Here is a 23,814-nt window from a genome sequence, read left to right as displayed (position 1 = left end):
AGGATCGAGTAGAATATGTGAAAAATATCGGCGTTGTTTTTGGGCAACGATCCCAGCTATGGTGGGACGTACCGGTAATCGATTCTTTTGCCTTATTGAAGGATATTTATCATGTACCAGACAAGGAGTATAATGAAACACTTTCGTTATTAATCGAAACACTTGAGTTAAAGGACATTCTACATTCACCAGTTAGACAGCTCAGTTTAGGACAGCGGATGCGTTGTGAAATTGCAGCTTCCCTTATACATAATCCACAAATTCTATTCTTAGATGAACCTACGATTGGTCTCGATGCCGTCAGCAAGATTGCTGTAAGAAACTTTATAAAAAAAATCAATAAGCAAAAGAATGTAACGGTAATCCTTACGACACATGATATGTTCGATATTGAGGCTCTCTGCGATCGAGTAATTCTTATAGGGAAAGGGAGCCTATTATATGATGGGAATTTGCAGGAGCTAAGAAGCCGCTTTGGTTCCCATCGCACTATAACACTTGACTATAAATCAAGTAATCGTCCCATTCAAATTCCTGGAACTATTAATCTTTCCTGGACAGAGGAAAGAGCCATTCTAAGCGTGGATACTACGCAAATTTCTGTATCTGAAGTAATCATGAAATTATCTCATTCCCTCGACCTAGTCGATATTTCGGTAACATCTCAGCCAATTGAAGATATTATTGTACAGCTCTATAAGGAGTATGAGATATGAGAACGATGAAACCATATATGGCTGTATTAAGATTACGTTTATTAAATGGGATGCAGTATCGGGCAGCAGCATTGGCGGGAGTGGCTACACAGTTTTTCTGGGGCTTTATTTATATCATGATTTTTCAGGCTTTTTATTCCCAAACAGGTTCGAATCAACCAATTTCTTTAGAAGAATTGGTTACTTATTTATGGCTACAGCAAGCTTTTTTGGCATTCATTATGCTATGGTTTCGTGATAATGAACTATTTGATTTAATAACAACTGGAAATATTGCATATGAGCTATGTCGTCCAATTGGGATATATGAATATTGGTTTAGTAAGTTACTTGCGCAGCGATTGGCTAGCGCGTTATTAAGGTGTTTTCCGATAATATTGCTGGCTTTTTTGTTGCCGAAAGCTTATCGGCTGATGTTGCCTCCAGATGTAAGAACGTTCTTATTATTCTGTCTCTCCCTTTTATTGGGATTGTTGGTTTTAGTAGCTATTTCTATGTTTATTTATATTTCTGTATTTATTACTCTATCTCCAATGGGTTCACTTCTAGTATTTGGAGTAGTAGGGGAGTTTTTTGCTGGGATGGTTGTTCCCATTCCATTAATGCCAGAGTGGCTCCAACAAATTGTTTATCTTCTTCCGTTCCGATTAACAGCTGATTTTCCATTTCGTGTCTATTCTGGAAATATTCCGAATGGAGAAGCAATGGAGGGTATTATCATTCAGCTCGCTTGGTTGGTAGTACTCGTTTTTTTCGGCAAAATGGCGTTACAAAAAGCGTTGAAAAAAGTCATTGTGCAAGGAGGATAAATTTAGATGAAACTTTATTTTCAATACCTTCTCGTATTATTTAAATCACAAATGCAGTATCGAACGTCATTTTGGCTTTTGTCATTAGGGCAATTTCTTGTACCGTTTTCTGCTTTTGCTGGATTATACTTCTTATTTGAACGATTTGGACAAATAAAGGGCTGGGATTTTTATGAGGTTGCCCTTTGTTTTGCAATAATCCACATGGCATTTGCGTTAAGTGAATGCTTTGCAAGGGGATTTGATAATTTCTCCAGTCTAGTTGCAAGCGGTAATTTCGACAGATTACTTGTGCGACCAAGAACAACTTTTGTGCAAGTCCTAGGTTCTAAATTCGAGTTTACTAGAGTTGGCCGCCTATTACAGAGCGTGATTGTGCTAGGATGGGCTTTAAGTAATCTCGCAATCGATTGGAGCTTCATCAAAGGAATAACGTTAATTTTGATGATTATAAGTGGAGTCTTCATTTTCACGGGAATATTTATTTTAGCAGCGACTCTTAGCTTTTGGACGATACAAGGTTTAGAGATTGCGAATATTTTTACCGATGGCGGCAGAGAAATGGCTCAGTATCCATTAAATATTTATCAAAAATGGGTGACACGATTTTTTACTTTTGTCATCCCTTTTGGAAGTGTTAATTATTTGCCTTTATTATATATACTTGGTAAAGGTGAAAAGGCCGACTGGCTATATATGCTTGCTCCTCTAGCAGGAATACTATTTATTCTTCCATGTATTTTTGTCTGGATATTTGGTGTGCGACACTATCGGTCAACTGGTTCCTAAATGGAGGATGTTTCTCGTTCTAGTAAAGGTGGTATAAAACTAGTAGATAAGTTTATATCATCAGAATGGAGGCGTTTATAATTGAGTAAAGAAACAACAACAAGTCCTGCAGGTAAAACACATCAGCCTAATGAGAAGAAACAAAAGGATGAGGCGTCAAAAGGATTGAAAGAAACCCATGAGCAGGCAAATAGTAGTTTAACAGAAGGAACGATTGACAAGAAGAAGGAAAAGGACGATAAGTAACGTTTTGTTTCCTATAAATACGGATGGAGATGGGGAAGAATGATTGGTCATTCTTCTCCATTTTTTCTATTAATAGATGACTAGTTGATTAAAGACTTATATAATTTAATAGGTGAAAATTTGTGGGGCAGAAAGGCTGTTAAGGATGAAAAAAATATGGATTATCGTAATAGGGATACTGCTGCTATTTATTCTTTTATTTAGTACCTATAAACTAATGAACGCACGAACCTTCCAGTTATTTGGAGGATTATCCAATCATGTGGAGACAAAGGAGAAGGTAGTGGCGTTAACATTTGATGATGGGCCAACAAAAAATGTGGATGACATCTTAGCATTGTTAGATACCTATAATGCCAAGGCTACGTTTTTTCTGATTGGAAATGAAATAGAAAAGAATCCTGAATTAGCGGAGAAAATTGCAAAAAACGGGCATCAACTTGGAAATCATACATACTCTCACGAACGAATGATTTTTAAATCACAATCCTTTATAGAGAAAGAAATCGAAGATACAAATAAATTAATCGAACAAGCAGGTTATACAGGCGAAATAGATTTTAGACCGCCAAATGGGAAGAAGCTTTTTGGCCTTCCTTATTATTTAAAACAAGCAGATATGGATACGATTCTCTGGGACATTGAGCCTGATACTTATTATCAAGCAGCAGAGGATAAAGTGAACTATGTGAAAGAATCTGTGAAACCGGGATCAATAATTCTGATGCATCCAATGTATGACCAAACAGGTGAAGAATTGAAGGCAATAGAAGGTGTTTTAAAAACATTAACGGAAGAAGGATATACTTTCATTACTGTTAATGAACTTCAGGAATCAGCGGGAACCAAATGATAATATAAAAAAATAAAGCCTTGCTAGTGACATCAGTATAAAAAGGTGGTTGAATTAAAATAGATACCTTTTTATACTGATTGAAGTGTAAGGGATCATTTGATCATTTTACTAGCTTACCACGTTCGGCTGCAAATGGTGGATGCTCCATCCAACCATTTTCAATCATAATTTTTGCTGCATCTTCTGCAAATCCAGCTATTTGCATGAAACCTCGTGCATACATTATTCCTAAATCATGTCTTCCACTTAAAGCTACAGAGTTTCCAAATGATCTAATTCTCATGGAAAACATATCCATTTTATGGTATAACATTAACTTATCTGAAAAAGGAGAAATGGTCGAGGTTGTTACTAAATGGTCAAGAAACGATGGTGCTGGTAAATCCTCATGATGTAATTTTTCCATATAGTGCTCAATCTGTTTATGTGTAAAATCTTTTCCTCGTACAAATAATTTGCGAATTTCTTCTTGTTTGGTCACTTGGCTAAATGCAATGATTAATGCTTTACTAGTGACACCATTTTCAATATTGTCGTAAAGATGGGCAATATCCAATGCATGTAAAGGTCGTACATGCCCGAAATATCCATTTAAAAAATCTTTCTGAACAAAGTCTGCTTTTTTAGGTATTGGAATAATAGGTGGTTTATTAATAAGTCCTTTAATCATTAATAGTTCTTTGATTTGCTCTAATAAATCCATAGTTGATTCCATAGAATATCTGTAAAATTCTTCTATATCTTTTCTAAATACTATTGGAACTGCGACGTTATAAATACTCATACCTGCTTTGGCAACATATTTAAGATAATGAACATAGTATTCATCTTCAAATATTCGAGGCGCACCGGCATTTAGATCTTCTTCTAGAGAAAAACCCTTTGGGAGTGGGAAAGCATCTTTTCTAAATATTTCTTCTATTGTAGTTAGGAATTCTGTACTTAAACTTAATGCGTTTTCTAATAATTTCTTAATATCCTTATCTTCCACGTGTTGTAGATAATAGTGTAGAAAACATTTAGACATGCTGTTCCCCATAAAAGTTGCCCAAAGTTTCCCCATTTCTGCTGAGGTAAGCTTTTCACTGAGGTCTGTTTTTGTTGAACGTATATTCAGTGGATCGAGCGTGTCCATAATAAAACTCCTTTTATTTGTTTTGCTATAGTATTCTCAACCAATCTGCATTGTATGCTAAGCGTAATTACCTATTATTCACAACCTTATATCAATAGAATCACTTTCACTCTGTGCATCAATCGTTTAGAATAATACAGAAAAATAGAAAATAATAGGAGTAGATAATGAAAATACTACTAGTTGAAGACGACAAAACCATTGCCTCAGGGTTAGAATACAGTTTACAAAGTGAGAAGTATGAAACGATTACATGTTTTAACGCAAAAACTGCTAGAAGCGCTTTAGAAAAGCAGCTCATTGAGATTGATTTATGCTTATTTGACCTGTCTCTACCAGATGGTTCTGGCTATGAGTTATGTGAGTATGTGAAAAAGAAATCAGATAAGCCTGTCATCTTTTTAACGGCTTTAGATGATGAAGTGAATGTCGTAATGGGACTTGATATGGGAGCAGATGATTATATCACGAAACCATTCCGCTTAAGAGAGCTCCTTTCTAGAATTAAATCGGTCTTGCGCCGCTATAACAAGCAGCAACAAAATAATCCATTTATCGAAATAGAGGATATTCGTATTCATACCTTAGAAGGGAAGATATACAAAAGAGATGAGGAAGTGGTAGTAACCGCGCTTGAATATCGTTTATTTCTGATTTTCGCGAATCATTTAGGACAAGTCTTAACAAGAACGCAATTATTGGAGCGAATATGGGACGTAGCAGGAGATTTTGTTAATGATAATACCTTAACCGTATACATTAAAAGACTACGTGAAAAATTAGAAGATAATCCCCAAAAGCCCAAAATCATAAAAACAATTCGAGGGCTTGGCTATAAGGTGGGTGACTAACATGTTTCGCAATCGGGAAGTGAAGGTACTCTCCCTTGTTTTAGCATTCATTAGTATCTTGGCTACTATTTATGCAGTTATTGCCTATTCTATTTCTGCTGCAGTTTATTTGTTCGTAGTTATTCTTGCTATTTCGATTTGTTTTTATCAGTTTACAAGAATTCGATATAAGGAATTAGATAAGCTATCGAGCTATTTGCAAGCGAATTAGTAATGGAGATGAAAGCCTGGATATTCGAGATAATGTGGAAGGCGAATTGAGTATTTTAAAAAATAATATTTATAAGGTTACCTTAATGTTATCTGAGCACAGTGCTCTATTACGTGAGGAAAAATTAAAGTTAACAGATGCAATTTCAGATATCTCTCATCAGTTAAAAACACCACTTACTTCCATGGTTGTCATGACTGATTTGTTGCGTAATCCACAGCTTGAAGAAGAGAGAAGACGTGAATTTACGAATAATATATCGATTCAGCTGGAAAGAATGGAGTGGCTCGTTTCGTCTTTATTGAAGTTATCGAAAATGGATGCTGGTACTATACCTTTTAAAAAAGAGGAAGTAAATGTAAAAAAACTCATTTATAAGGCTGTAGAACCAGTATTAATTCCTATGGATATTAAGGAACAAGCTTATGAGATTGTCGGAGACGAAGATGTTACGTATAGAGGAGATTTTAATTGGACAGCAGAAGCACTTATTAATATGTTGAAAAATTGTGTGGAGCATACAAACGAAGGCGGGGAAATACATATTCATTTCTCTGAAAATGTCTTATTCACAGAAATCGTTATTCAGGATAATGGGAAGGGCATTGCCAAAAAAGATTTACCCTATATATTTAAACGATTTTACAAAGGCGAAAATGCAAGTGAAGATAGCATCGGCATCGGCTTAGCGATGGCATATAGTATTATCAAAAGTCAGCATGGTGATATTGAAGTTAGAAGTAAGGTGGGGGAAGGGACTACTTTTCATATTAAGTTTTATAAACAGGTGATTTAATGGGAGTAGGGAAATTTAGGAGAGCGGAAAGTAGGGGGATTGCAAGAGATTGCAAGAGATTGGTGTTCATAAAGGGAATGAAAGCTAGAATCCGCTAATCTCGAAGGAAAAGTGGCGTTCATAAAGGGAATGAAAGCCGAAATTCGCTAAGGTACAAGGAAAAGTGGTGTTCATAAAGGGGATGAAAGCCAAAATCTGCTAAGTTGGAAGGAAAAGTGGCGTTCATAAAGGGAATGAAAGCCGAAATTCGCTAAGTTGGAAGGAAAAGTGGCGTTCATAAGGGGATGAAAACCAAAATTCGCTAAGTTGGAAGGAAAAGTGGCGTTCATCAAAAGAATGAAAACCCAATTCCCCTCAGAAACAAGGAAATCATAAAGTACAACACAGAAGAACTTACCAACTATTTATCCCAAAGTGACGAAATTGTCACTTTAAAGTCACTGGAGAGTCACTTTAGACAGGTACACTAAGAGCATCAAGTAATTGGAGGACGATAAAATGGAAATTTTAAAAATAGAGAATCTGTCTAAAGTGTATGGTAAAGGGGAAACAGCTGTTAAAGCATTAGATAATGTATCCTTTTCTGTGAATAAGGGTGAGTTTGTTGCCATTATTGGACCATCGGGATCAGGAAAATCTACTTTGCTTCATATGCTAGGGGGAGTAGATCGTCCAACTAGTGGAAAAGTATTTGTCGATAATACAGATATCTATCAGTTAAATGAAACACAATTAGCTATTTTTAGAAGAAGACAAATTGGACTTATCTATCAATTTTATAACTTAATCCCAATTCTTTCAGTAGAAGAAAATATTACACTTCCTCTTCTATTAGATAATCATCAAGTAGATAAAGAGCAATTCAATAGAATTGTTTCCATATTAGGCTTACAACAAAGATTGGAACATCTTCCTAACCAGTTATCAGGGGGGCAGCAGCAGCGTGTTTCCATTGGACGGGCACTTATCAGTAATCCAGCTATTATGCTTGCAGACGAGCCTACAGGAAATTTAGATAGTAAAAATAGTGAAGAGATTATGGAACTATTAAAAATGTTTAATAAAACCTATAATCAAACATTGATTGTTATTACCCATGATGAACGGATTGCACTACAAGCGGATCGTGTTATATCTGTTGAAGATGGAAAAATCGCCAAAAATGAGGTGATTCGTCCATGAACATAATGAATAAACTCACATTAAGAAATTTAAAGGAGAATAAGCGAAGAACACTCGTAACCATCATTGGCGTTATTATTTCTGTTAGCATGCTGACAGCTGTTGCGACACTTGGTGTTTCTTTTATCGATTTATTAAAAAGAGATAGTATTGCAAGAGACGGAGAGTGGCATGCCCAATTCATAGGCGTTAACAGTGAGCAAGCCAAAGAGATAAAAGAGGATAGTAAAATAGAAAAGGTTATCTTATCCAATGATTTAGGCTACGCAGACTGGAAGGGTTCTAAAAGCGAATATAAACCATATTTATTTTTTAAACAATATGATGAACACGGCCATAAGCAGTTTCCCATTACATTAAAAGAAGGCACATATCCAAGAGCCTCTAATGAAATCATTATATCAGATGAAATGATGAAGAATGCGAAAAGTGAATATGCCATCGGTGATGAATTAAAAGTTAGTATTGGAGAAAGACATTTTAAATTAAATGAAGAAGATTCCATATTAACGCAAACAGATCCTTTACAAAGGAATGAAGAAGGGGAAAGTGTCGAGGAAATCCAGCAGGCAAAAACCTACACATTCAAAATTGTCGGAATCATGGAAACTCCATCTTGGGAACCTTCATGGTCACCAGGATATACCGTTGTTAGCTATTTGGACCAAAACGAATTAACAACTAGCAGCAGCGTTAATGCAAGTGTTGTGATGAAAAAGGTAAAGCAGTCTATATATGAGGACTCGGAATCATTGGCAAAGAAATTAGCCATTGCAAAAGTAAATTTTAATAATGAGTTATTGCGTTATTATGGCGTATCATCGAATGATAATTTGCTTCTTACAATGTATTCTTTAATAGGTATTGTCATCCTTGTTATCGTTATTGGTTCTGTGGCACTGATTTATAATGCGTTTGCTATTAGTGTTTCGGAACGGGCAAGACATTTAGGTATGCTTTCGAGTGTAGGAGCGACTAAGAAGCAAAAAAGAAATTCTGTATTCTTTGAGGGTGCAGTAATAGGTGGCATCAGTATACCAATAGGAATAATTGCTGGGCTTGTGGGAATTGGAATTACATTCTCTTTTATCAATAAGTATTTGCAAGATGCCCTAAACTCTACTCAAGAATTAAATGTAGTTGTAACGCCTTATTCAATCCTATTTTCGATTATGATTTCAATTGTAACAATCTTTATATCAACCTATTTGCCAGCTAGAAAAGCATCAAAGATTTCTGCAATAGATGCAATTCGACAAACACAAGATATTAAATTATCAGGAAAAAAAGTGAAAACTTCTAAGCTTGTGCGCAAGCTATTTGGCATAGAAGCGGAAATTGGTTTGAAAAACTTAAAACGGAATAAGCGAAGATATCAAACAACCGTTTTTTCTTTAGTTATTAGTATTTTGCTTTTCTTAGTCGTTTCTTATTTTACAGATAATATGAAAAAGTCGGTAGGACTGTCACAGGAAAATATCGATTATGATATTGCTGTGTCTGCTGATTCAACCATTGTAGAGGAAGAGCTGCAGATTCTAGCAAATGCACCCAGTATTACACAAAGTAATTTAATTAAGAACGCATATGTAAGTACCTATTTAGATAAAGATGTTTTAAGTGAAAATAATAAGAAATCGGTGGAGAAAGGCGATGCGTTCTTAGAGGACGGCAAACTTTCCTTTACTGTAAATTTACTTGTTCTATCTGATTCCACTTTTAAGCGTTATGCTAAAACAGTAGGCTTTAATATCAATGAATATACGGATCCTGCTGTACCAAAAGGGATTGTGATAGAGACAGCATCTTATTTTGATCCATACGGAGAGAAATTTGTTGAGGAAAAAGTACTGGATGCTAAACCTGGGGAATATATCGATCTCTATATGTACAGAGAAGAAAGCGAAAAGGAAGAAATTTTTAATAAGATTCAAATTGGCTTATTTTCGAATGAAACATTAATGGGGATTAATGCTAATAATTATAGAACGATTACAATGATTGTTTCAAATGAAGTGGCAGAGAAATTATTTGAAAATGAAAAAAATATTAATATGAACTACAATCTCTATTTAAACAGTGATAATCCGGAGAAAGCAGAAGAAGAATTAGACGATTTAAAAACAGGCTCTATCTATATTTACAATGTGGAAAAGAATCGTAAGCAATCGGAACAGATGATTATAATCATGTCTGTCTTTATGTATGGTTTTATTTCCCTTATTTCACTTATCAGTATTGCTAATATCTTTAATACCATTTCTACTAGTATATCTTTAAGAAAAAGGGAATTTGCGATGCTGCGTTCTGTTGGAATGACGCCAACTGGTTTTAATAAAATGATTTATTTTGAGAGTATTTTTTATGGGATAAAAGCATTGATGTATGGTATTCCCATTAGTATAGGTGTAATAGCTGCACTATACTGGTCCATAAGCAATACATTTGAATATGGCTTTGAGCTTCCATGGTTGAGTATTCTATTTGTAGTGATTGCAATATTTATCATTGTCGCTTCAGCTATGCTATATTCAGTCAGCAAAATTAAGAAAGAAAATATTATTGATGGATTAAAGCAAGAGAATGTTTAATAAGAACAAAGAAAATTAGATAAGAGTGACAAAAAACTCGTCCATTTTGGCGGGTTTTTTGTCATAAAAAAGCAAGCAGGTAACCGAAAGAATAATGTAGAATCAGTTAGTAAGACGAAGGAGGATAATATGACGATTGAAATTTTAAAACAAAATAAGAAAAGCTGGGGTAAAGTAGCTCATCATTTTAAGGGGATAGACGCATTACCTAGTTACGGCCCTTTTTGCCAAACGGAAGAGGAACTAAAACTGTTTGAAGAAATAACAAATAAAAAAGTCCTTGATATCGGTTGTGGCAGCGGACATTCTTTACTGTATATGGCTGAAAAAGAGGCGAGTGAGTTATGGGGAGTCGACTTATCCGAAACGCAAATTGAAACGGCAAAGGTAACACTAAAAAACATACCTTCCAATTTATACTGTGCCCCGATGGAGGAAGATATTGGTCTTCCTAAATTATACTTCGACACAGTTTATTCTATCTATGCAATTGGATGGACAACGGACTTAGCATCTACATTTAAACTCATTTATTCTTATTTAAAGCCAGGAGGAGATTTTATTTTTAGCTGGGACCATCCGTTATATGCACATATGCAAAGTCAAAATGGTCAAATCTATCTTCATGGTTCCTATCAGGACGAAGGTTTAACAATTAAAGGGGAGGAAGCACCTGTAGATACCAAAAAGAAAAATGAGTACCTATATAAATGAATTAATTAAAGCTGGATTTACGATAGACTCTGTTATAGAAAGTGAGGTTTCAAAAACCTTTAAAACTCATGACGTGTGGGGAGCCACATGTCATTTTTAATGCTGCAAGTTTTTGAAAAGAGATGAGCAAAAACAGATAGAAATCTTCACCCAGCATCAGGGATTTGTAACAAAAAGAAGTACATGGTTATTAATAGACATTCCTTTTAATGGAATCTATAATTTAATTATCTGCTAGTTTGTTAAAAAGTTCACATTGGATTTAAACTAGTAGTCTTTTTTTTATAGGTTTTGCAAGCGTATTCTTAACTGTCTGTTTTAATAACCAGGATAAAAATAAGGGGTAAAATCTATTCAACAAAAGCATTCAATTCCTTTTATTACCTTATTTTTAAATATATTAAAAAGGGGTTTTGAAAATGGTAACTGCTTTAGATGCAACAACAGTATTGGACAAGGAGTATGGCCTGTATATTAATGGCCAATGGGTGAAGGGGTCAGAACGAAAATTGATTAGTAGTTTCAATCCAAGTAATGGAGAAAAACTGGCTGATTTTGTAGATGCTACATATGCAGATGTTGATGCAGCGGTAGCAGCTGCCGCGCAGGCATTAAAAACATGGAAGAAAGTGAGTTTAATAGAAAGAAGTAATTTATTATTGAAAATTGCTGATTTGATCGACGAAAATATGGAAAAGTTAGCATTAGTAGAAACACTGGATAACGGAAAACCGCTGAGAGAAACAAGAAATATCGATGTTCCGTTGAGTTCTGATCATTTTCGCTATTTTGCAGGGGTAATCCGTTCAGAAGAAGGAACAGCACAAGCATTTGATGAAGATACTTTATCAATCTCAATAAAAGAGCCTATTGGTGTAGTTGGACAGATTATTCCTTGGAATTTTCCGTTATTAATGGCTGCATGGAAGATTGCCCCCGCTATTGCAGCCGGTAATACGGTAGTTATTCATCCGTCGTCTACAACTTCTTTAAGCTTATTAGAACTAGCTAAAATCTTTGATCAAGTACTGCCAAATGGAGTAGTCAATGTTATTACGGGTCGTGGGTCTCACTCTGGAGATTATATGTTAAATCATGAAGGCTTCGCAAAAATTGCCTTTACTGGATCAACGGAAATTGGTCAAGAGGTTGCGGTTGCGGCAGCGAAAAGACTTATTCCATCAACACTTGAGCTAGGTGGAAAGTCAGCGAATATCATCTTTAATGATGCACCAATGGAACGAGCACTAGAAGGGGTCCAATTAGGTATTCTTTTTAACCAAGGACAAGTTTGCTGTGCTGGTTCACGAATTTTCATTCAAGAAGGAATTTATGATGAGTTCCTTGCAAAAATGAAACTTGCATTTGAGGATGTAAAGGTTGGCTTGCCTTGGGAAGAAGATGTTGTGATGGGTGCGCAAATAAATGAGCGTCAATTAGAACAAATTCTAGAGTATGTAAAGATTGGTGAAGAAGAGGGAGCGAGAGTGGTAACAGGTGGGTGCAGACTCGAAAATAATGGATTGGAAAATGGAGCATTTATGGCACCGACAATTTTAGCAGATGCAAATAATGATATGCGCATCGCTCAAGAAGAAATTTTTGGTCCAGTTGCAACGGTCATTAAGTTTAAAACAGAAGAAGAGGTTATTGAGCTCGCTAACCAATCAGAATTTGGACTTGGTGGAGCGGTATTCTCACGCGATATTAATACAGCCCTTCGCGTAGCCAGAAGTGTTGAAACTGGTCGTATGTGGGTGAATACGTATAATCAGCTTCCAGCAGGAGCGCCATTTGGAGGCTACAAAAAATCCGGTATCGGCAGGGAAACATACAAGAGCATATTAGATGGCTATACACAGACGAAAAATATATATATTGTGACGAAGGAAGAAACAGAGGGTTTGTATTAGAGTGAAATAGGAAGCTGCTAGGACTTTGTCTTAGGAGCTTTTTTTATGCTTGAAATTTCATGTATAATTTGCTCTTAGATAAAAAGAAATTTATTTTATATATTCGTGAACTTTTTCCAAGGTATAAAGTCTAATGTATAGAAAAAAAGGGGGGTGATTAGTTGGAAGAGTTAGAGATTAGTAAGAAAGCCATTAAAGGAAATGATGATGCCTTTTTGGAAGTAATGCAATTACATAAAGAATCATTGTTAAGAACAGCTTTAGCATTTTTAAAAGATGAACACGCGGCAATAGAAGCATTACAGGAAGTGACATATCGAGCTTATAAAAAGATACATACTGTTAAAGAGGCAGCATATTTAAAAACATGGCTGACAAGGATTATGATTAATTACTGTCAAGATCAATTAAAGAGAAACAATAGAGTTATTTCTGATAACCAATTATATGATGTATTCGTTCACCAAGACCAATCATTGATCGAGCTGAAGGAAGCCCTTGGAATGTTATCCAATGAAGACCAGCAATTAATCTATTTAAAATACTTTCAAAATACGAAAATCAAAGAAATTGCCGTAATGGAAAAAATACCAGAAGGAACCGTAAAGTCTCGATTACATAAAGTATTGAAAACACTTCGACTATATTTTAAGGAGAAAGGAGAGAGTGATCATGTATGAACAAGAGGAAGAACAATTACTAAAATTAAAAGAAGAATTTGAAAAAATCGAATTGCCATTAGAACGAGGCGATGACGCAATTTTAAGCGGATTTATGAAAGCTAAGCGAGAAAAAAGTCTGGTTAAGAAAAAACAAAAAAGATTTGTTGGGTTTGCGATTACTGCAATTATCATCATTTCCTTTGTAACATCCATTCGAATATCTCCAACCTTCGCAAATGCTCTCTCATCAATCCCGGGAATGGAATGGATGATTAGTTTTATTGAAAAGGATAAAGGCTTTTCCGCAATTATAGAAAATGATTATTATCAAAAGGTAGATGTTTCTGAGACAAGAGGAGATTTGACGTTAACGATAGATGGAGTGATTATGGATGAATCAGGAATGAATGTATTTTATACGTTGAAATCGACAAAGCCACTAACTGGTGGAGAGATAAAGTATATTAATCTCCTTAATAAAGAAGAATTTCCTGAGCATTCACGTAGCTATAATGGTTATTTTCCTGATGATATCCAAAACGAATTTCAAGATATGGTGGAGTACCAATTTGTAAACTCTTTTTCTTTTGAGGAATTAAAGTTTAGTTTTGAATTAGTTACCGTAATGGACAACCAAGAAATAAAGTTTCTGATTCCTTTTGAGCTAAAGAAAAATGTAAAGAAGAATATTACTTGTCCAATAAAACAAGTTGTGGAAGTCGAGAAGCAAAAAATCACAATAGAAGAAATTATTGTGTATCCTTTAAGAATTGGAGTGAAGGTAGCATTTGATCCTACAAATACAAAAGAAATTTTGGGGTTTGAAGATATGAGGTTGGAAAATGAAAACGGAGAAGTATGGACTTCTATTGAAAATGGTACTGTAAATAGGACTTTGAGTAAGCATGAGAAAATGTATTATTTACAATCTAATTATTTTGAAAAGCCGAAAGAGCTTTATTTGCGGGTAAATAAATTAATGGCAATTGATAAGGACGATGCGATGGTTATTGTAGATACAGAAACAAATAAATTAATAAAAAGTCCGAAAGACGGTAAGCTTAAATTAGGAGAAACGTCTAAAGCACAAGCAGAATTTTATATGGTATCTAATTCAAAGAATAATTATTCTATCTTCAGTGGTGCATTAGATGCAAAAGGAAAAGAACTTAATATACCATCGACTGAATTTTATAATGATGGAGATAAGAAATTCTGGAAAATGTATTTTGAAACCACTGAATATAATAATCCTTTAAGTCTAGAATTGTTTGCTTATCCTAATTACATTGAAGGAGATGTAAAGATAGAAGTAAAATAAACTGTATGCGTTGTTAATGGGTGCTGATTCCTCATTAACAACGCATGCGTTTTTTTACTATATTTATTGTAAGCGTTACATTTATATGGTAAAGTAAAGATACGTAAACGTTTACGTAAAGGGTGAAACCAATGACGATAACAATAAAAGACATAGCAAAAGTCGCTAATGTGTCCACGGCAACTGTTTCAAGAGTTTTAAACGGAGCAGGTGGCTATAATGAAGAGACAAAGAAAAAAATCCTGAAAATTGCAGAAGAACTAGGCTATCGTAGAAATGAAATGGCGAGAAGCTTAGTAAAAAAATCTAGTAATCTCATTGGCATTATCATGCCAAACGTCTCGACCATTTTTTATGCAGACATAGTTAATGGCATTGAGCAGGTAGCGCAATATCATGGATTTAGCGTTATTCTTTCTCATGCAGGAGAGAAAGGTAATCGGTTAATTGATAATTTAAAAATGGTAGAAGAAAGAAAAGTAGATGGACTTATTATTGTTTCCATCCCACTTAATGAAGAACAAATCCAAGCAATTGAATCATTAAGTGTTCCATATGTGTTATTGTCAACAGATACTCAAAATAAACGAATACCTTTTATAAAAGTAGATGATTACGGTGCATCCTATACTGCTACAAAGTATCTTATTGATCAAGGTCATCGAGAAATTGGTTTGGCAGGAGTGGATTTCACAGATCGAGTAGCTGGAATGCCGCGAATAGAAGGTTATAAAAAGGCTTTAAGAGACCACGGACTAGGCTTTTCTACCAACTATATACAAGCAGGAGATTATAGTTTTTTTTCAGGAAAAGACGCTCTTCATGCTTTTCATTCAGAAAAGGTAGGAATAACAGCTGTATTCTGTGTAAGTGATGAGGTAGCACTTGGTGTAATTTCAGCAGCGTTTGACTTGGGGATAAAAATACCAGAGGAGCTCTCTGTCATAGGCTATGATAATACGAGAGTTGCAGAAATGGCCGTACCTCCCTTAACTACAATAGAGCAACCATTTCAGTTAATGGGTGAGAAGGGCTGTTTAAAAATAATAGAGTCTATTCAGCAAAAGGCTGTAGTTAAAACGGAAATGATGCCATTCCGTATAGTGGAGAGGGCATCTGTAAAAAATAGGATTCAATAAAATTTTTTAAACTTTACGTAAACGTTTACGTTCGGAATGATATTTTAATAGAAAGTAGGAATTATAATGGAAAAGAAATGGTGGCAAACGTCGGTCGTATATCAAATATATCCAAGAAGCTTTCAAGACAGCAATGGGGATGGAATTGGTGATTTAAAAGGAATCATCAATCGTCTAGATTATTTACAGAAGCTAGGAATCGACGTTATTTGGCTAAGCCCTGTATATAAATCCCCGAATGATGATAATGGCTATGACATTAGCGATTATGAAGAAATTATGGATGAATTTGGAACAATGGCAGATATGGATGAATTAATTGCAACTGCGAATGAAAAAGGGATAAAAATTGTCATGGATTTAGTTGTAAACCATACATCAGATGAGCATAAATGGTTTATTGAAGCAAAAAAAGGAAAAGACAATCCATACCGAGATTACTATATTTGGCGTGATCCAGTAAATGGCGAAGTGCCGAATGAGCTAAAATCTACTTTTAGTGGTTCTGCTTGGGAATTTGATGAAGATAGCGGTCAATATTTCTTGCACTTATTTAGTAAAAGACAGCCAGATTTAAACTGGGAAAATGAAAAAGTAAGAGAAGAAGTTTGGCAGATGATGAATTACTGGCTGGAAAAAGGAATAGGCGGCTTCCGGATGGATGTGATTGACTTAGTTGGAAAACTACCAGACCTTGGCATCACAGGAAATGGGCCAAAGCTTCATGATTATCTCAAAGAAATGAACCAAAAAACGTTTGGTAATTATGATGTATTAACTGTAGGAGAAACATGGGGAGCAACACCTCAAATCGCAAAATTATATTCCAATCCATCTAGAAAAGAGCTATCGATGATTTTTCAGTTTGAACATAGTGCTTTAGATGAGCAAGAAGGAAAACAAAAATGGGATCTAAAACCATTAGAAATCAATAAATTGAAAGAAATTCTAGCTAAATGGCAAACTTCTTTAGGACAGGAAGGATGGAATAGTTTATTTTGGAATAACCACGATATGCCGAGAATTGTGTCTCGTTGGGGGAATGATAAGGAGTATCGAGTGCAAAGTGCAAAAATGTTCGCGATCCTTTTGCATTTAATGAAAGGAACTCCTTATATTTATCAAGGAGAAGAAATTGGGATGACCAATTGCCCAATTTCAGATATTAGCGAAGTAAATGATATTGAAAGCATCAATATGTATCATGAACGATTGGCGCTAGGATATACGAAAGAGGAGATTCTCTATTCCATTAATGCGAAAGGAAGAGATAATGCAAGAACGCCTATCCAATGGGATGTTTCGGAAAATGGAGGATTTACAACGGGGACACCTTGGCTACATGTCAATCCGAATTATCCGGAAATAAACGTACAGAATAATTTAGAAGATCCTAATTCGGTCTTTTATTGCTATCAATCTTTAATCCAATTAAGAAAAGATAACCCAATCATAGTATGGGGAGATTTTGAATTAATCGAACATACGGAAGAAGAGATTTTTGCCTATACGCGGAGATTGGAAGGGGAAACTTGGGTAGTGGTGGCAAACTTTAGTGAGCAGGAAAGAATGCTAAATTTACCAATGTTTGGCGAGTGTGAGGATGTTATTATTAGTAACTACCCACGACAAAATGTGGACTTTTCGAACATTCCTTTAAAGCCTTATGAAGCTTTTGCTGTAAGAGTTTGATAGAGTAAATTCAGGAGCTGTCAACAACCAGAAAGGAGTGTTGGCAGCATTTTTATTTTCTTAAATTTAATGTGTCAAATTAAAAAAAGATATTATCAATTATGATAAAATAAAGTAAGATAGAAATAGAATAGTTAATATGTTAAACAAACTACTATGAACTGTTTCTGGGGTTTTTTTGAAAAGTAAAATGAAGGCGATTTCAATTTGTGGTTTAAGTAATTTGTAATAGAACAAACATTATAAGGAGTGGTTAAGATGAATCATAGTCAAAGATCAATGGGCGAACTAAATGGAGCAGAAGTAACGGAATATACCTTTACTAATAACAATGGAATGAGTTTTTCTAGTATGAATTATGGCTGCATTATCACAAAAATAATCGTTCCAGATAAGGAAGGGAATAAGGAAAATGTGGTGCTTGGCTTTGAAACATTAGAGGAGTACAGACAGAATCAAGGTCCATATTTAGGTGCGATTGTTGGGAGAGTAGCAGGAAGAATTAAGGAAGGTCAATTTGCACTTAATGGCAAAGAGTATCGTTTAAATGCAAATACTCCTCCTAATCACCTGCATGGCGGAAATGTTGGATGGAGCGAAGTAGTTTTTGATTCCTCTATAATAGAAGAGGAAGGGGCTATCGGAATTCGTTATACATATCATAGTCCAGATGGAGAAGAAGGATATCCGGGGAATTTTGATATTACAGTAGACTATTTACTAACAGATGAGAATGAAATTGTTCTGACGTACTATGGAAAAACAGATAAAGAAACGCCTGTAACTGTGACTAATCATTCCTATTTTAATCTAAGTGGAAACAATAAAAGAGATATAACAGAACATGAGCTGATTGCTGATGTTGATCGATTCTTAGAGCTTGGGGAAGGATTTATTCCAACAGGAAAAATGGTTGATGTAAAAAATACGCCATTTGATTTTGTGGCAGGGAAATTGTTGAAAGCAGGAATTGACAATAATGTGGAACAAAATATGATGGTAGGTAATGGATATGATCATCCACTTATTTTCTCAGAAGAAGGATCACATTCTGCTATTTTAAAAGATAAAGAGAGTGGCAGAGAAATGTCTTTAGTCACAAATCAGCCTGCACTCATTCTTTATACAGGTAACCAGTTACAAGATAAATATGATTTTAATGGCGTAACGGGAAGAAAATACTTAGGGGTATGCTTAGAAACGCAAGGATTTCCTGACGCAATCAACCATCCTGAATTTCCATCCGTCGTTTTAAAACCAGAAGAAACCTATCATGCTGAAACGAAATTGAAATTTCGGGTAACAGAATAAAAGAATAGACATAAATAGAAAAAAAGGAAAGAACCAACATAATGGTTTTTTCCTTTTTTTTTTTGCGGAAGGAAGCTCTTAATAATGGTGAACATTACTAGTTCCAACCTAATGGCTGCTGTCTAAAAAATCATATCCCTTAACCATATGAAATAAAAAGAAGTAAATATTGTCACTTTATATAGCAAAATAACGTTAATGTAAGTGCTATCATTTTTACTATAATAAAAGAAAATAAGATGATAGAGGTGAAAGGCAATGAGTGCTAGCACAGAAGTCAAGACTTCCGACATAGTAAAACCAGCGACTAAACAGCGACATAAAAAAAATGTGAAAAATGAAAATTGGGTAGGGGTTGGGTTCGTATCACCAATGTTAATCGGTGTTTCGATCCTAGTCTTACTGCCTATTTTTGCAACATTTATTTTAAGCTTTGCCGATTGGAGCTTTATTACAAATATCTCTCAATTAAAATGGGTGGGACTGCAAAACTTTGTAGATTTATTTCAAGACAAGATCTTTTTACGTTCCTTATTGAATAACGCTATTTTTATTTTAACAGTGCCAATTTGTATGATTATATCGTTGTTTCTTGCGATTGCAATCGATCGAAATGTATATTTTAAAAGTTACTTTAAAGTTGCCTTCTTTATGCCTTATATTTCAAGTGTCGTTGCGATTGCAGTAGTATGGCAAGTATTATTTCATCCTTCGTTAGGTCCAATCAATCAATTTCTAATGTCATTAGGTATTGAAAATCCTCCTAAATGGATTGCTGATCCTAATTTCGCATTAGTCTCTATTATGTTTATTCAAATTTGGATTTCTATTGGTTTTAACATGATTATCTATTTAGCTGCATTACAGTCCATTCCTCGTGATTTGTATGAAGCTGCTGACATAGATGGAGCGAGTGCATGGGTGAAATTTAAAAATATTACTTTGCCAATGGTTTCGCCAACTACATTCTTTTTGTTGATTACAGGAATTATTTCAACCTTTAAAGTTTTTGACTTAATATCTGTATTAACTAAGGGTGGACCAATGCATTCCACGAGCATGATTGTATGGAATTTATATGATACAGCTTTTGTTAATTTAGATATCGGACATTCTTCAGCAATGGCGGTTATTTTATTCTTTATCGTATTTGCTATTACGCTCATTCAGTGGATTGGGCAGAAAAAATGGGTGAATTATTAAGGGGGGATTTAGGATGTTTAAATCATTGTCAATAAATAAAGCAATAACAACGATCGTCATGCTAATCATAAGCATTCTGTTTTTACTACCTTTTGTGTGGATGCTTTCGACCTCATTTAAGATTGAAGCAGATGTATTTAAATTTCCAATTCAGTGGATTCCAGAGAGATGGAATGGGTTCAACAATTATAAGGAAGTTTGGTTTGGGGATAATCCGTTCTATATTTATTATTGGAATACGATTAAAGTGACAGTTTGTACCACTGCAATCTCCGTGACGGTGTCTGCCCTAGCAGCCTACGGGTTTTCAAAAGTGAATTTTCGCTTAGGTAATTTCTTGTTTTTCATTGTATTAGCAACCTATATGGTTCCTGCACAAGCAATTTTAGTGCCACAATTTATTATTTATCGCAAAATTGGCCTTTTTGATAGTCATTTAGGATTAATTTTGTTAGGAAGCTTTAGTGTGCTAGGTACCTTTATGCTTAGACAGTTTTTTATGGGTGTTTCCAATGAGCTAGTGGAAGCAGCTAAAATCGATGGAGCAGGACACTGGAAAATTTTCTGGCGGGTTGTTCTCCCAATTGTAAAACCTGCAATAGCCACATATGCAATACTTAGATTCATTTGGACTTGGAATGATTATCAAAATCCATTAATTTTCCTTCGATCCGATCATTTATTAACCATACAGCTTGCTATGCAGAAGTTTACCACAATCAATGGAGAATTTTATTCTTTGATTATGGCCGCAGCTGTTTCAGCTATTTTACCATTAGTTATTGTATTTATTATTGGGCAAAAACAAGTAATTGAAGGAATTGCATTAGGTGGAGTAAAAGGGTAAAACGATGTCTTTTTATTAAAGTGAATTATATAGTCGTACAAAAAAATAGATCCTTTAATAGGTAGACGAATTTCTGAAAAGGTATATAATCATACGTTTATTTCTTTTCTTGAAGGAGAATTCAACTAGGAAACAGAAACTTATAATTGGGCAACGGATTGTGGAGAAAACATTTGGTTGATAGGTAGTATTCTTCCCCTTTCAGCCCAATTTACTGAATGATGCAGGAATTTGCGTGTTTATTGAAATATTTATTTTAGTTGTAAAAAATAGGGAGGAGATCCAATGAAAAGAATAGCATCTATTATGTTTATTAAACCTGGATATGAAAACGAATACAAGAAGAGACATGATGAACTTTGGCAAGAAATGGAGGAGGCACTGAAACAACATGGTGCCTCTAATTATTCTATTTACCTTCATCGAGAATCGCAAGTGTTATTTGCTTATCTAGAAGTAGCGGATGAAGAGACATATGAACTTATTTCCCAAACAGCAATATGCAGAAAATGGTGGAAATATATGGCGCCAATAATGGAGACAAATGAAGATTATAGTCCTGTAACGCATAAGTTGGAAGAAGTTTTTCATTTAGACTAAACAGAAGATTGTTGATGAGGAGGAGCGGTTTATGAGAGCAGAAATTGGGGGATGGTCTGGAGTAATTTACAATGGATGTCAATGGATTACGAGATTAGCATATATAAACTTACTATGGATCATTTTTAGTGCATTGGGGATCTTTATTGGTGGCATTTTCCCTTCTACTGTAGCAATGGTTACCATTATTCGAAAATGGATTCAAAAAGAAACAGATATTCCTGTATGGGATACTTACTGGCAGACATATAAACAAGAATTCGGTAAAGCTAATAAAGTAGGTGCTGTTGTTTTAATTTTTGCTGCCTTTATCTACATGGATTGGAGAATTATCAATTCGATACATGGATCCATGAATGTTGTTCTAATGGGATTATTAATCGGGGTATTGTTTCTTTCCTTATTGACTTTATTATATCTTCTTCCCGTGTATGTTCATTATGACTTAAAGGTTTTTCAATATTTTAAAGTTTCCCTTTTTCTTGCTTGTATTCACCCCCTCCATACATTGACTATGATCATCGGTGTCTTTACGATGATTTTTTTAGGCGTAGTTTTTACAGGTGCTGGTTTGCTTTTCTTAGGTAGTGGGGTAGCAAGTATTATTTTGTATTTTTCTAAGCCAATATTTACAAAGATGGATGAACTAAGGATAATGAAACTGCAGGAAAAAGAGCTTCAAAGTTAATAGAGAGAAGATGTAATCAAGGAGGATATTACTTCTTAATAAAGTATATAAAGTAAAAATTGTTGCTGGATAAGTAAAATTATTTTTATTGGTAACGCTTCATCTTCTGTTAATCTATTCCTGTAAGGGTTTACATGATATAATACCTAGGGGGAATAAACAGATGCAAAGAAAATTTTGGAGTCTATCGATTTTTGTTTTAATTCTTGCTTTAGTCATGACGGCATGTAGTAGTGGAGACTCAGACAAAGCTTCTGGCAGTGAAGATGGGAAAGTAACGATTAAGTTCCACACCCATGGAAACGAAGCATCTTATAATTGGAAAAAAACAATTGCAGCCTTTGAAGAGGCAAATCCAAATATTAATGTGGATTTAGTAATCTTAAGTGAAAAGGGAGACACACAGGAAGCAATTAAAAAGCTAGATTTAGCTGCAGCTTCTGGTGAACAGTTGGATGTGCTGATGTTCAGTGATACAGCAAGTTATGCACAGCGTGTTAGTATGGGTATGGTTGCCCCTATTGACGAATTTATTGAAAAAGATGGGTACAGCGTAGCAGAAGAATATAAAGTAGATACGAAAATTGGTGATAACTATTATGCATTACCTGGAAAATTTAACCCATGGTATGTATTATTAAATAAGGATCATCTAGATCAAGCCGGATTAGAAGTTCCTACAGATTGGACATGGGATGAATTCCAAGCTTATGCTAAAAAATTAACGACAGCCGATCATTATGGAACATTTTTTCATGGTCCGCAAAATGGAAGTTGGTTGGAATTTATGAAACTTACTTTAGCTAGTGAAGCAGAGAACACAGAGTTTATCAAGGAAGATGGTAGTTCCAATATTGAGGATCCACTTTTTAAGAAAACACTTGAATTGCGTTATCAAATGGAGAAAGTAGATAAATCAGCTGTTCCCTATACTGACATTATGTCTCAAAAACTTCATTATCGAAATCAATTTTTTAACCAAGATGCAAGTACGGTTTTAATTGGTAGCTGGATGAATACGGAATTAGGTGGAACGGATCAATTTCCGCTAGAATTTAATGTCGCAGTTGCACCATATCCGAAGAATTCAAGTGATGCAGAAGGTGGCTATACACCAGTTACTACTGATTTTATGGCAGTGGCAAACAATTCTGAACATAAGGAAGAAGCATATAAATTTATTCGTTGGTATACAACAGAAGGACAGATCTTACAAGAGAAGAATATCCCATCTTGGAATAATGTCAGCAATGATCAATTTGGGGAGATAATTGATAATATTTTAGCTGAAACAAAAAATCCAGAAAAAGTAGATAAAGAGTCTTTAATAAATGTTCTATCAAATGCAAAATCTTCTAAGCTTGTGTCACCTGTATCTTATCAAGCAGAAATTTATAAAGTAGTAAATGAAGAATACGAAAAATTAATTTTTGATGAACAAGATATTGATGAAACCATTAAGGTTACAAATGAAAGGGTTCAAGAATTAATCGATAGTAATAAATAAAAAAATACATGATGAGAGGAGGAAACATATTGCTA

Annotated in this window: 21 protein-coding genes and 1 pseudogene; 21 read left to right on the top strand and 1 reads right to left on the bottom strand. The window is 34.8% G+C overall.

Features of this window, described 5'->3' with window-relative positions; translation table 11 throughout:
* The 5 genes from RTL21_RS13085 to RTL21_RS13065 form a co-directional block, all read left to right on the top strand.
* Positions 1-716, top strand: a 716-nt coding sequence (locus RTL21_RS13085) for an ABC transporter ATP-binding protein (RefSeq protein WP_312096324.1), incomplete at its 5' end; no start/stop codon positions are given.
* 5 nt (positions 717-721) lie between these two features.
* Complete coding sequence (locus tag RTL21_RS13080) at positions 722-1,525, top strand: ABC transporter permease (RefSeq protein ID WP_312096329.1); 804 nt, start codon at positions 722-724, stop codon at positions 1,523-1,525.
* 6 nt (positions 1,526-1,531) lie between these two features.
* On the top strand, positions 1,532-2,314 hold the full coding sequence (locus RTL21_RS13075) for an ABC transporter permease (RefSeq protein ID WP_312096323.1): 783 nt from the start codon (positions 1,532-1,534) through the stop codon (positions 2,312-2,314).
* A gap of 81 nt (positions 2,315-2,395) precedes the next feature.
* A complete protein-coding gene (locus RTL21_RS13070; protein WP_312096322.1) occupies positions 2,396-2,560 on the top strand; it encodes a DUF4025 domain-containing protein in 165 nt (54 codons plus the stop codon).
* Between the two features lie 145 nt (positions 2,561-2,705).
* Positions 2,706-3,413, top strand: a complete 708-nt coding sequence (locus tag RTL21_RS13065) for a polysaccharide deacetylase family protein (protein ID WP_312096321.1) — start codon at positions 2,706-2,708, stop codon at positions 3,411-3,413.
* Positions 3,414-3,516: 103 nt separating this feature from the next.
* On the opposite strand, the gene RTL21_RS13060 is transcribed toward RTL21_RS13065, so the two are convergent.
* Entirely contained in the window at positions 3,517-4,551 is a 1,035-nt protein-coding gene (locus RTL21_RS13060) for a DUF3231 family protein (protein WP_312096320.1), read from the bottom strand.
* Positions 4,552-4,718: 167 nt separating this feature from the next.
* Here RTL21_RS13060 and RTL21_RS13055 point away from each other — a divergent pair, with 167 nt between their 5' ends.
* From RTL21_RS13055 to RTL21_RS12980, 16 genes and pseudogenes are all read left to right on the top strand, one after another.
* On the top strand, positions 4,719-5,402 hold the full coding sequence (locus RTL21_RS13055; RefSeq protein ID WP_312096319.1) for a response regulator transcription factor: 684 nt from the start codon (positions 4,719-4,721) through the stop codon (positions 5,400-5,402).
* Position 5,403: 1 nt separating this feature from the next.
* Positions 5,404-6,409: pseudogene (locus tag RTL21_RS13050) on the top strand (sensor histidine kinase).
* A gap of 498 nt (positions 6,410-6,907) precedes the next feature.
* Positions 6,908-7,591, top strand: a complete 684-nt coding sequence (locus RTL21_RS13045) for an ABC transporter ATP-binding protein (RefSeq protein WP_312096318.1) — start codon at positions 6,908-6,910, stop codon at positions 7,589-7,591.
* A complete protein-coding gene (locus RTL21_RS13040; protein WP_312096317.1) occupies positions 7,588-10,182 on the top strand; it encodes an ABC transporter permease in 2,595 nt (864 codons plus the stop codon). Before RTL21_RS13045 ends, RTL21_RS13040 begins: the two co-directional genes overlap by 4 nt.
* A 129-nt stretch (positions 10,183-10,311) precedes the next feature.
* Positions 10,312-10,896, top strand: coding sequence for a class I SAM-dependent methyltransferase (locus tag RTL21_RS13035; RefSeq protein WP_312096316.1), 585 nt, complete (start codon positions 10,312-10,314; stop codon positions 10,894-10,896).
* 419 nt (positions 10,897-11,315) lie between these two features.
* A complete protein-coding gene (locus tag RTL21_RS13030) occupies positions 11,316-12,809 on the top strand; it encodes an aldehyde dehydrogenase family protein (protein WP_312096315.1) in 1,494 nt (497 codons plus the stop codon).
* Positions 12,810-12,970: 161 nt separating this feature from the next.
* Positions 12,971-13,489 carry a sigma-70 family RNA polymerase sigma factor gene (locus RTL21_RS13025; protein ID WP_312096314.1) on the top strand — a complete coding sequence of 173 codons (519 nt, stop codon included), beginning with the start codon at positions 12,971-12,973 and terminating at the stop codon, positions 13,487-13,489.
* Positions 13,482-14,792, top strand: coding sequence for a DUF4179 domain-containing protein (locus RTL21_RS13020; RefSeq protein WP_312096313.1), 1,311 nt, complete (start codon positions 13,482-13,484; stop codon positions 14,790-14,792). The genes RTL21_RS13025 and RTL21_RS13020 overlap by 8 nt, the downstream gene beginning before the upstream one ends.
* 131 nt (positions 14,793-14,923) lie before the next feature.
* Positions 14,924-15,931, top strand: coding sequence for a LacI family DNA-binding transcriptional regulator (locus tag RTL21_RS13015; RefSeq protein WP_312096312.1), 1,008 nt, complete (start codon positions 14,924-14,926; stop codon positions 15,929-15,931).
* Between the two features lie 66 nt (positions 15,932-15,997).
* Positions 15,998-17,623: a glycoside hydrolase family 13 protein gene (locus tag RTL21_RS13010; protein ID WP_312096311.1), complete on the top strand. Its 1,626-nt coding sequence runs from the start codon at positions 15,998-16,000 to the stop codon at positions 17,621-17,623.
* Positions 17,624-17,881: 258 nt separating this feature from the next.
* Positions 17,882-18,934 (top strand): aldose epimerase family protein, encoded by a 1,053-nt coding sequence (locus RTL21_RS13005; protein WP_312096310.1) that lies wholly within the window; start codon positions 17,882-17,884, stop codon positions 18,932-18,934.
* 258 nt (positions 18,935-19,192) lie between these two features.
* Positions 19,193-20,137 (top strand): carbohydrate ABC transporter permease, encoded by a 945-nt coding sequence (locus tag RTL21_RS13000; protein ID WP_312096309.1) that lies wholly within the window; start codon positions 19,193-19,195, stop codon positions 20,135-20,137.
* Between the two features lie 13 nt (positions 20,138-20,150).
* Positions 20,151-20,984 carry a carbohydrate ABC transporter permease gene (locus RTL21_RS12995; protein WP_312096308.1) on the top strand — a complete coding sequence of 278 codons (834 nt, stop codon included), beginning with the start codon at positions 20,151-20,153 and terminating at the stop codon, positions 20,982-20,984.
* 285 nt (positions 20,985-21,269) lie between these two features.
* Positions 21,270-21,584, top strand: a complete 315-nt coding sequence (gene rhaM, locus RTL21_RS12990; RefSeq protein ID WP_312096307.1) for an L-rhamnose mutarotase — start codon at positions 21,270-21,272, stop codon at positions 21,582-21,584.
* 31 nt (positions 21,585-21,615) lie between these two features.
* Entirely contained in the window at positions 21,616-22,272 is a 657-nt protein-coding gene (locus RTL21_RS12985) for a YesL family protein (protein ID WP_312096306.1), read from the top strand.
* A gap of 163 nt (positions 22,273-22,435) precedes the next feature.
* Positions 22,436-23,779 carry an ABC transporter substrate-binding protein gene (locus RTL21_RS12980; protein WP_396954444.1) on the top strand — a complete coding sequence of 448 codons (1,344 nt, stop codon included), beginning with the start codon at positions 22,436-22,438 and terminating at the stop codon, positions 23,777-23,779.
* Positions 23,780-23,814: the final 35 nt, after the last annotated feature.

Origin of the sequence: Niallia sp., assembly GCF_031978665.1 — a bacterium.
Taxonomy (GTDB): Bacteria; Bacillota; Bacilli; order Bacillales; family Cytobacillaceae; genus Niallia.
This window is presented reverse-complemented; position numbering and strand designations above follow the sequence as displayed.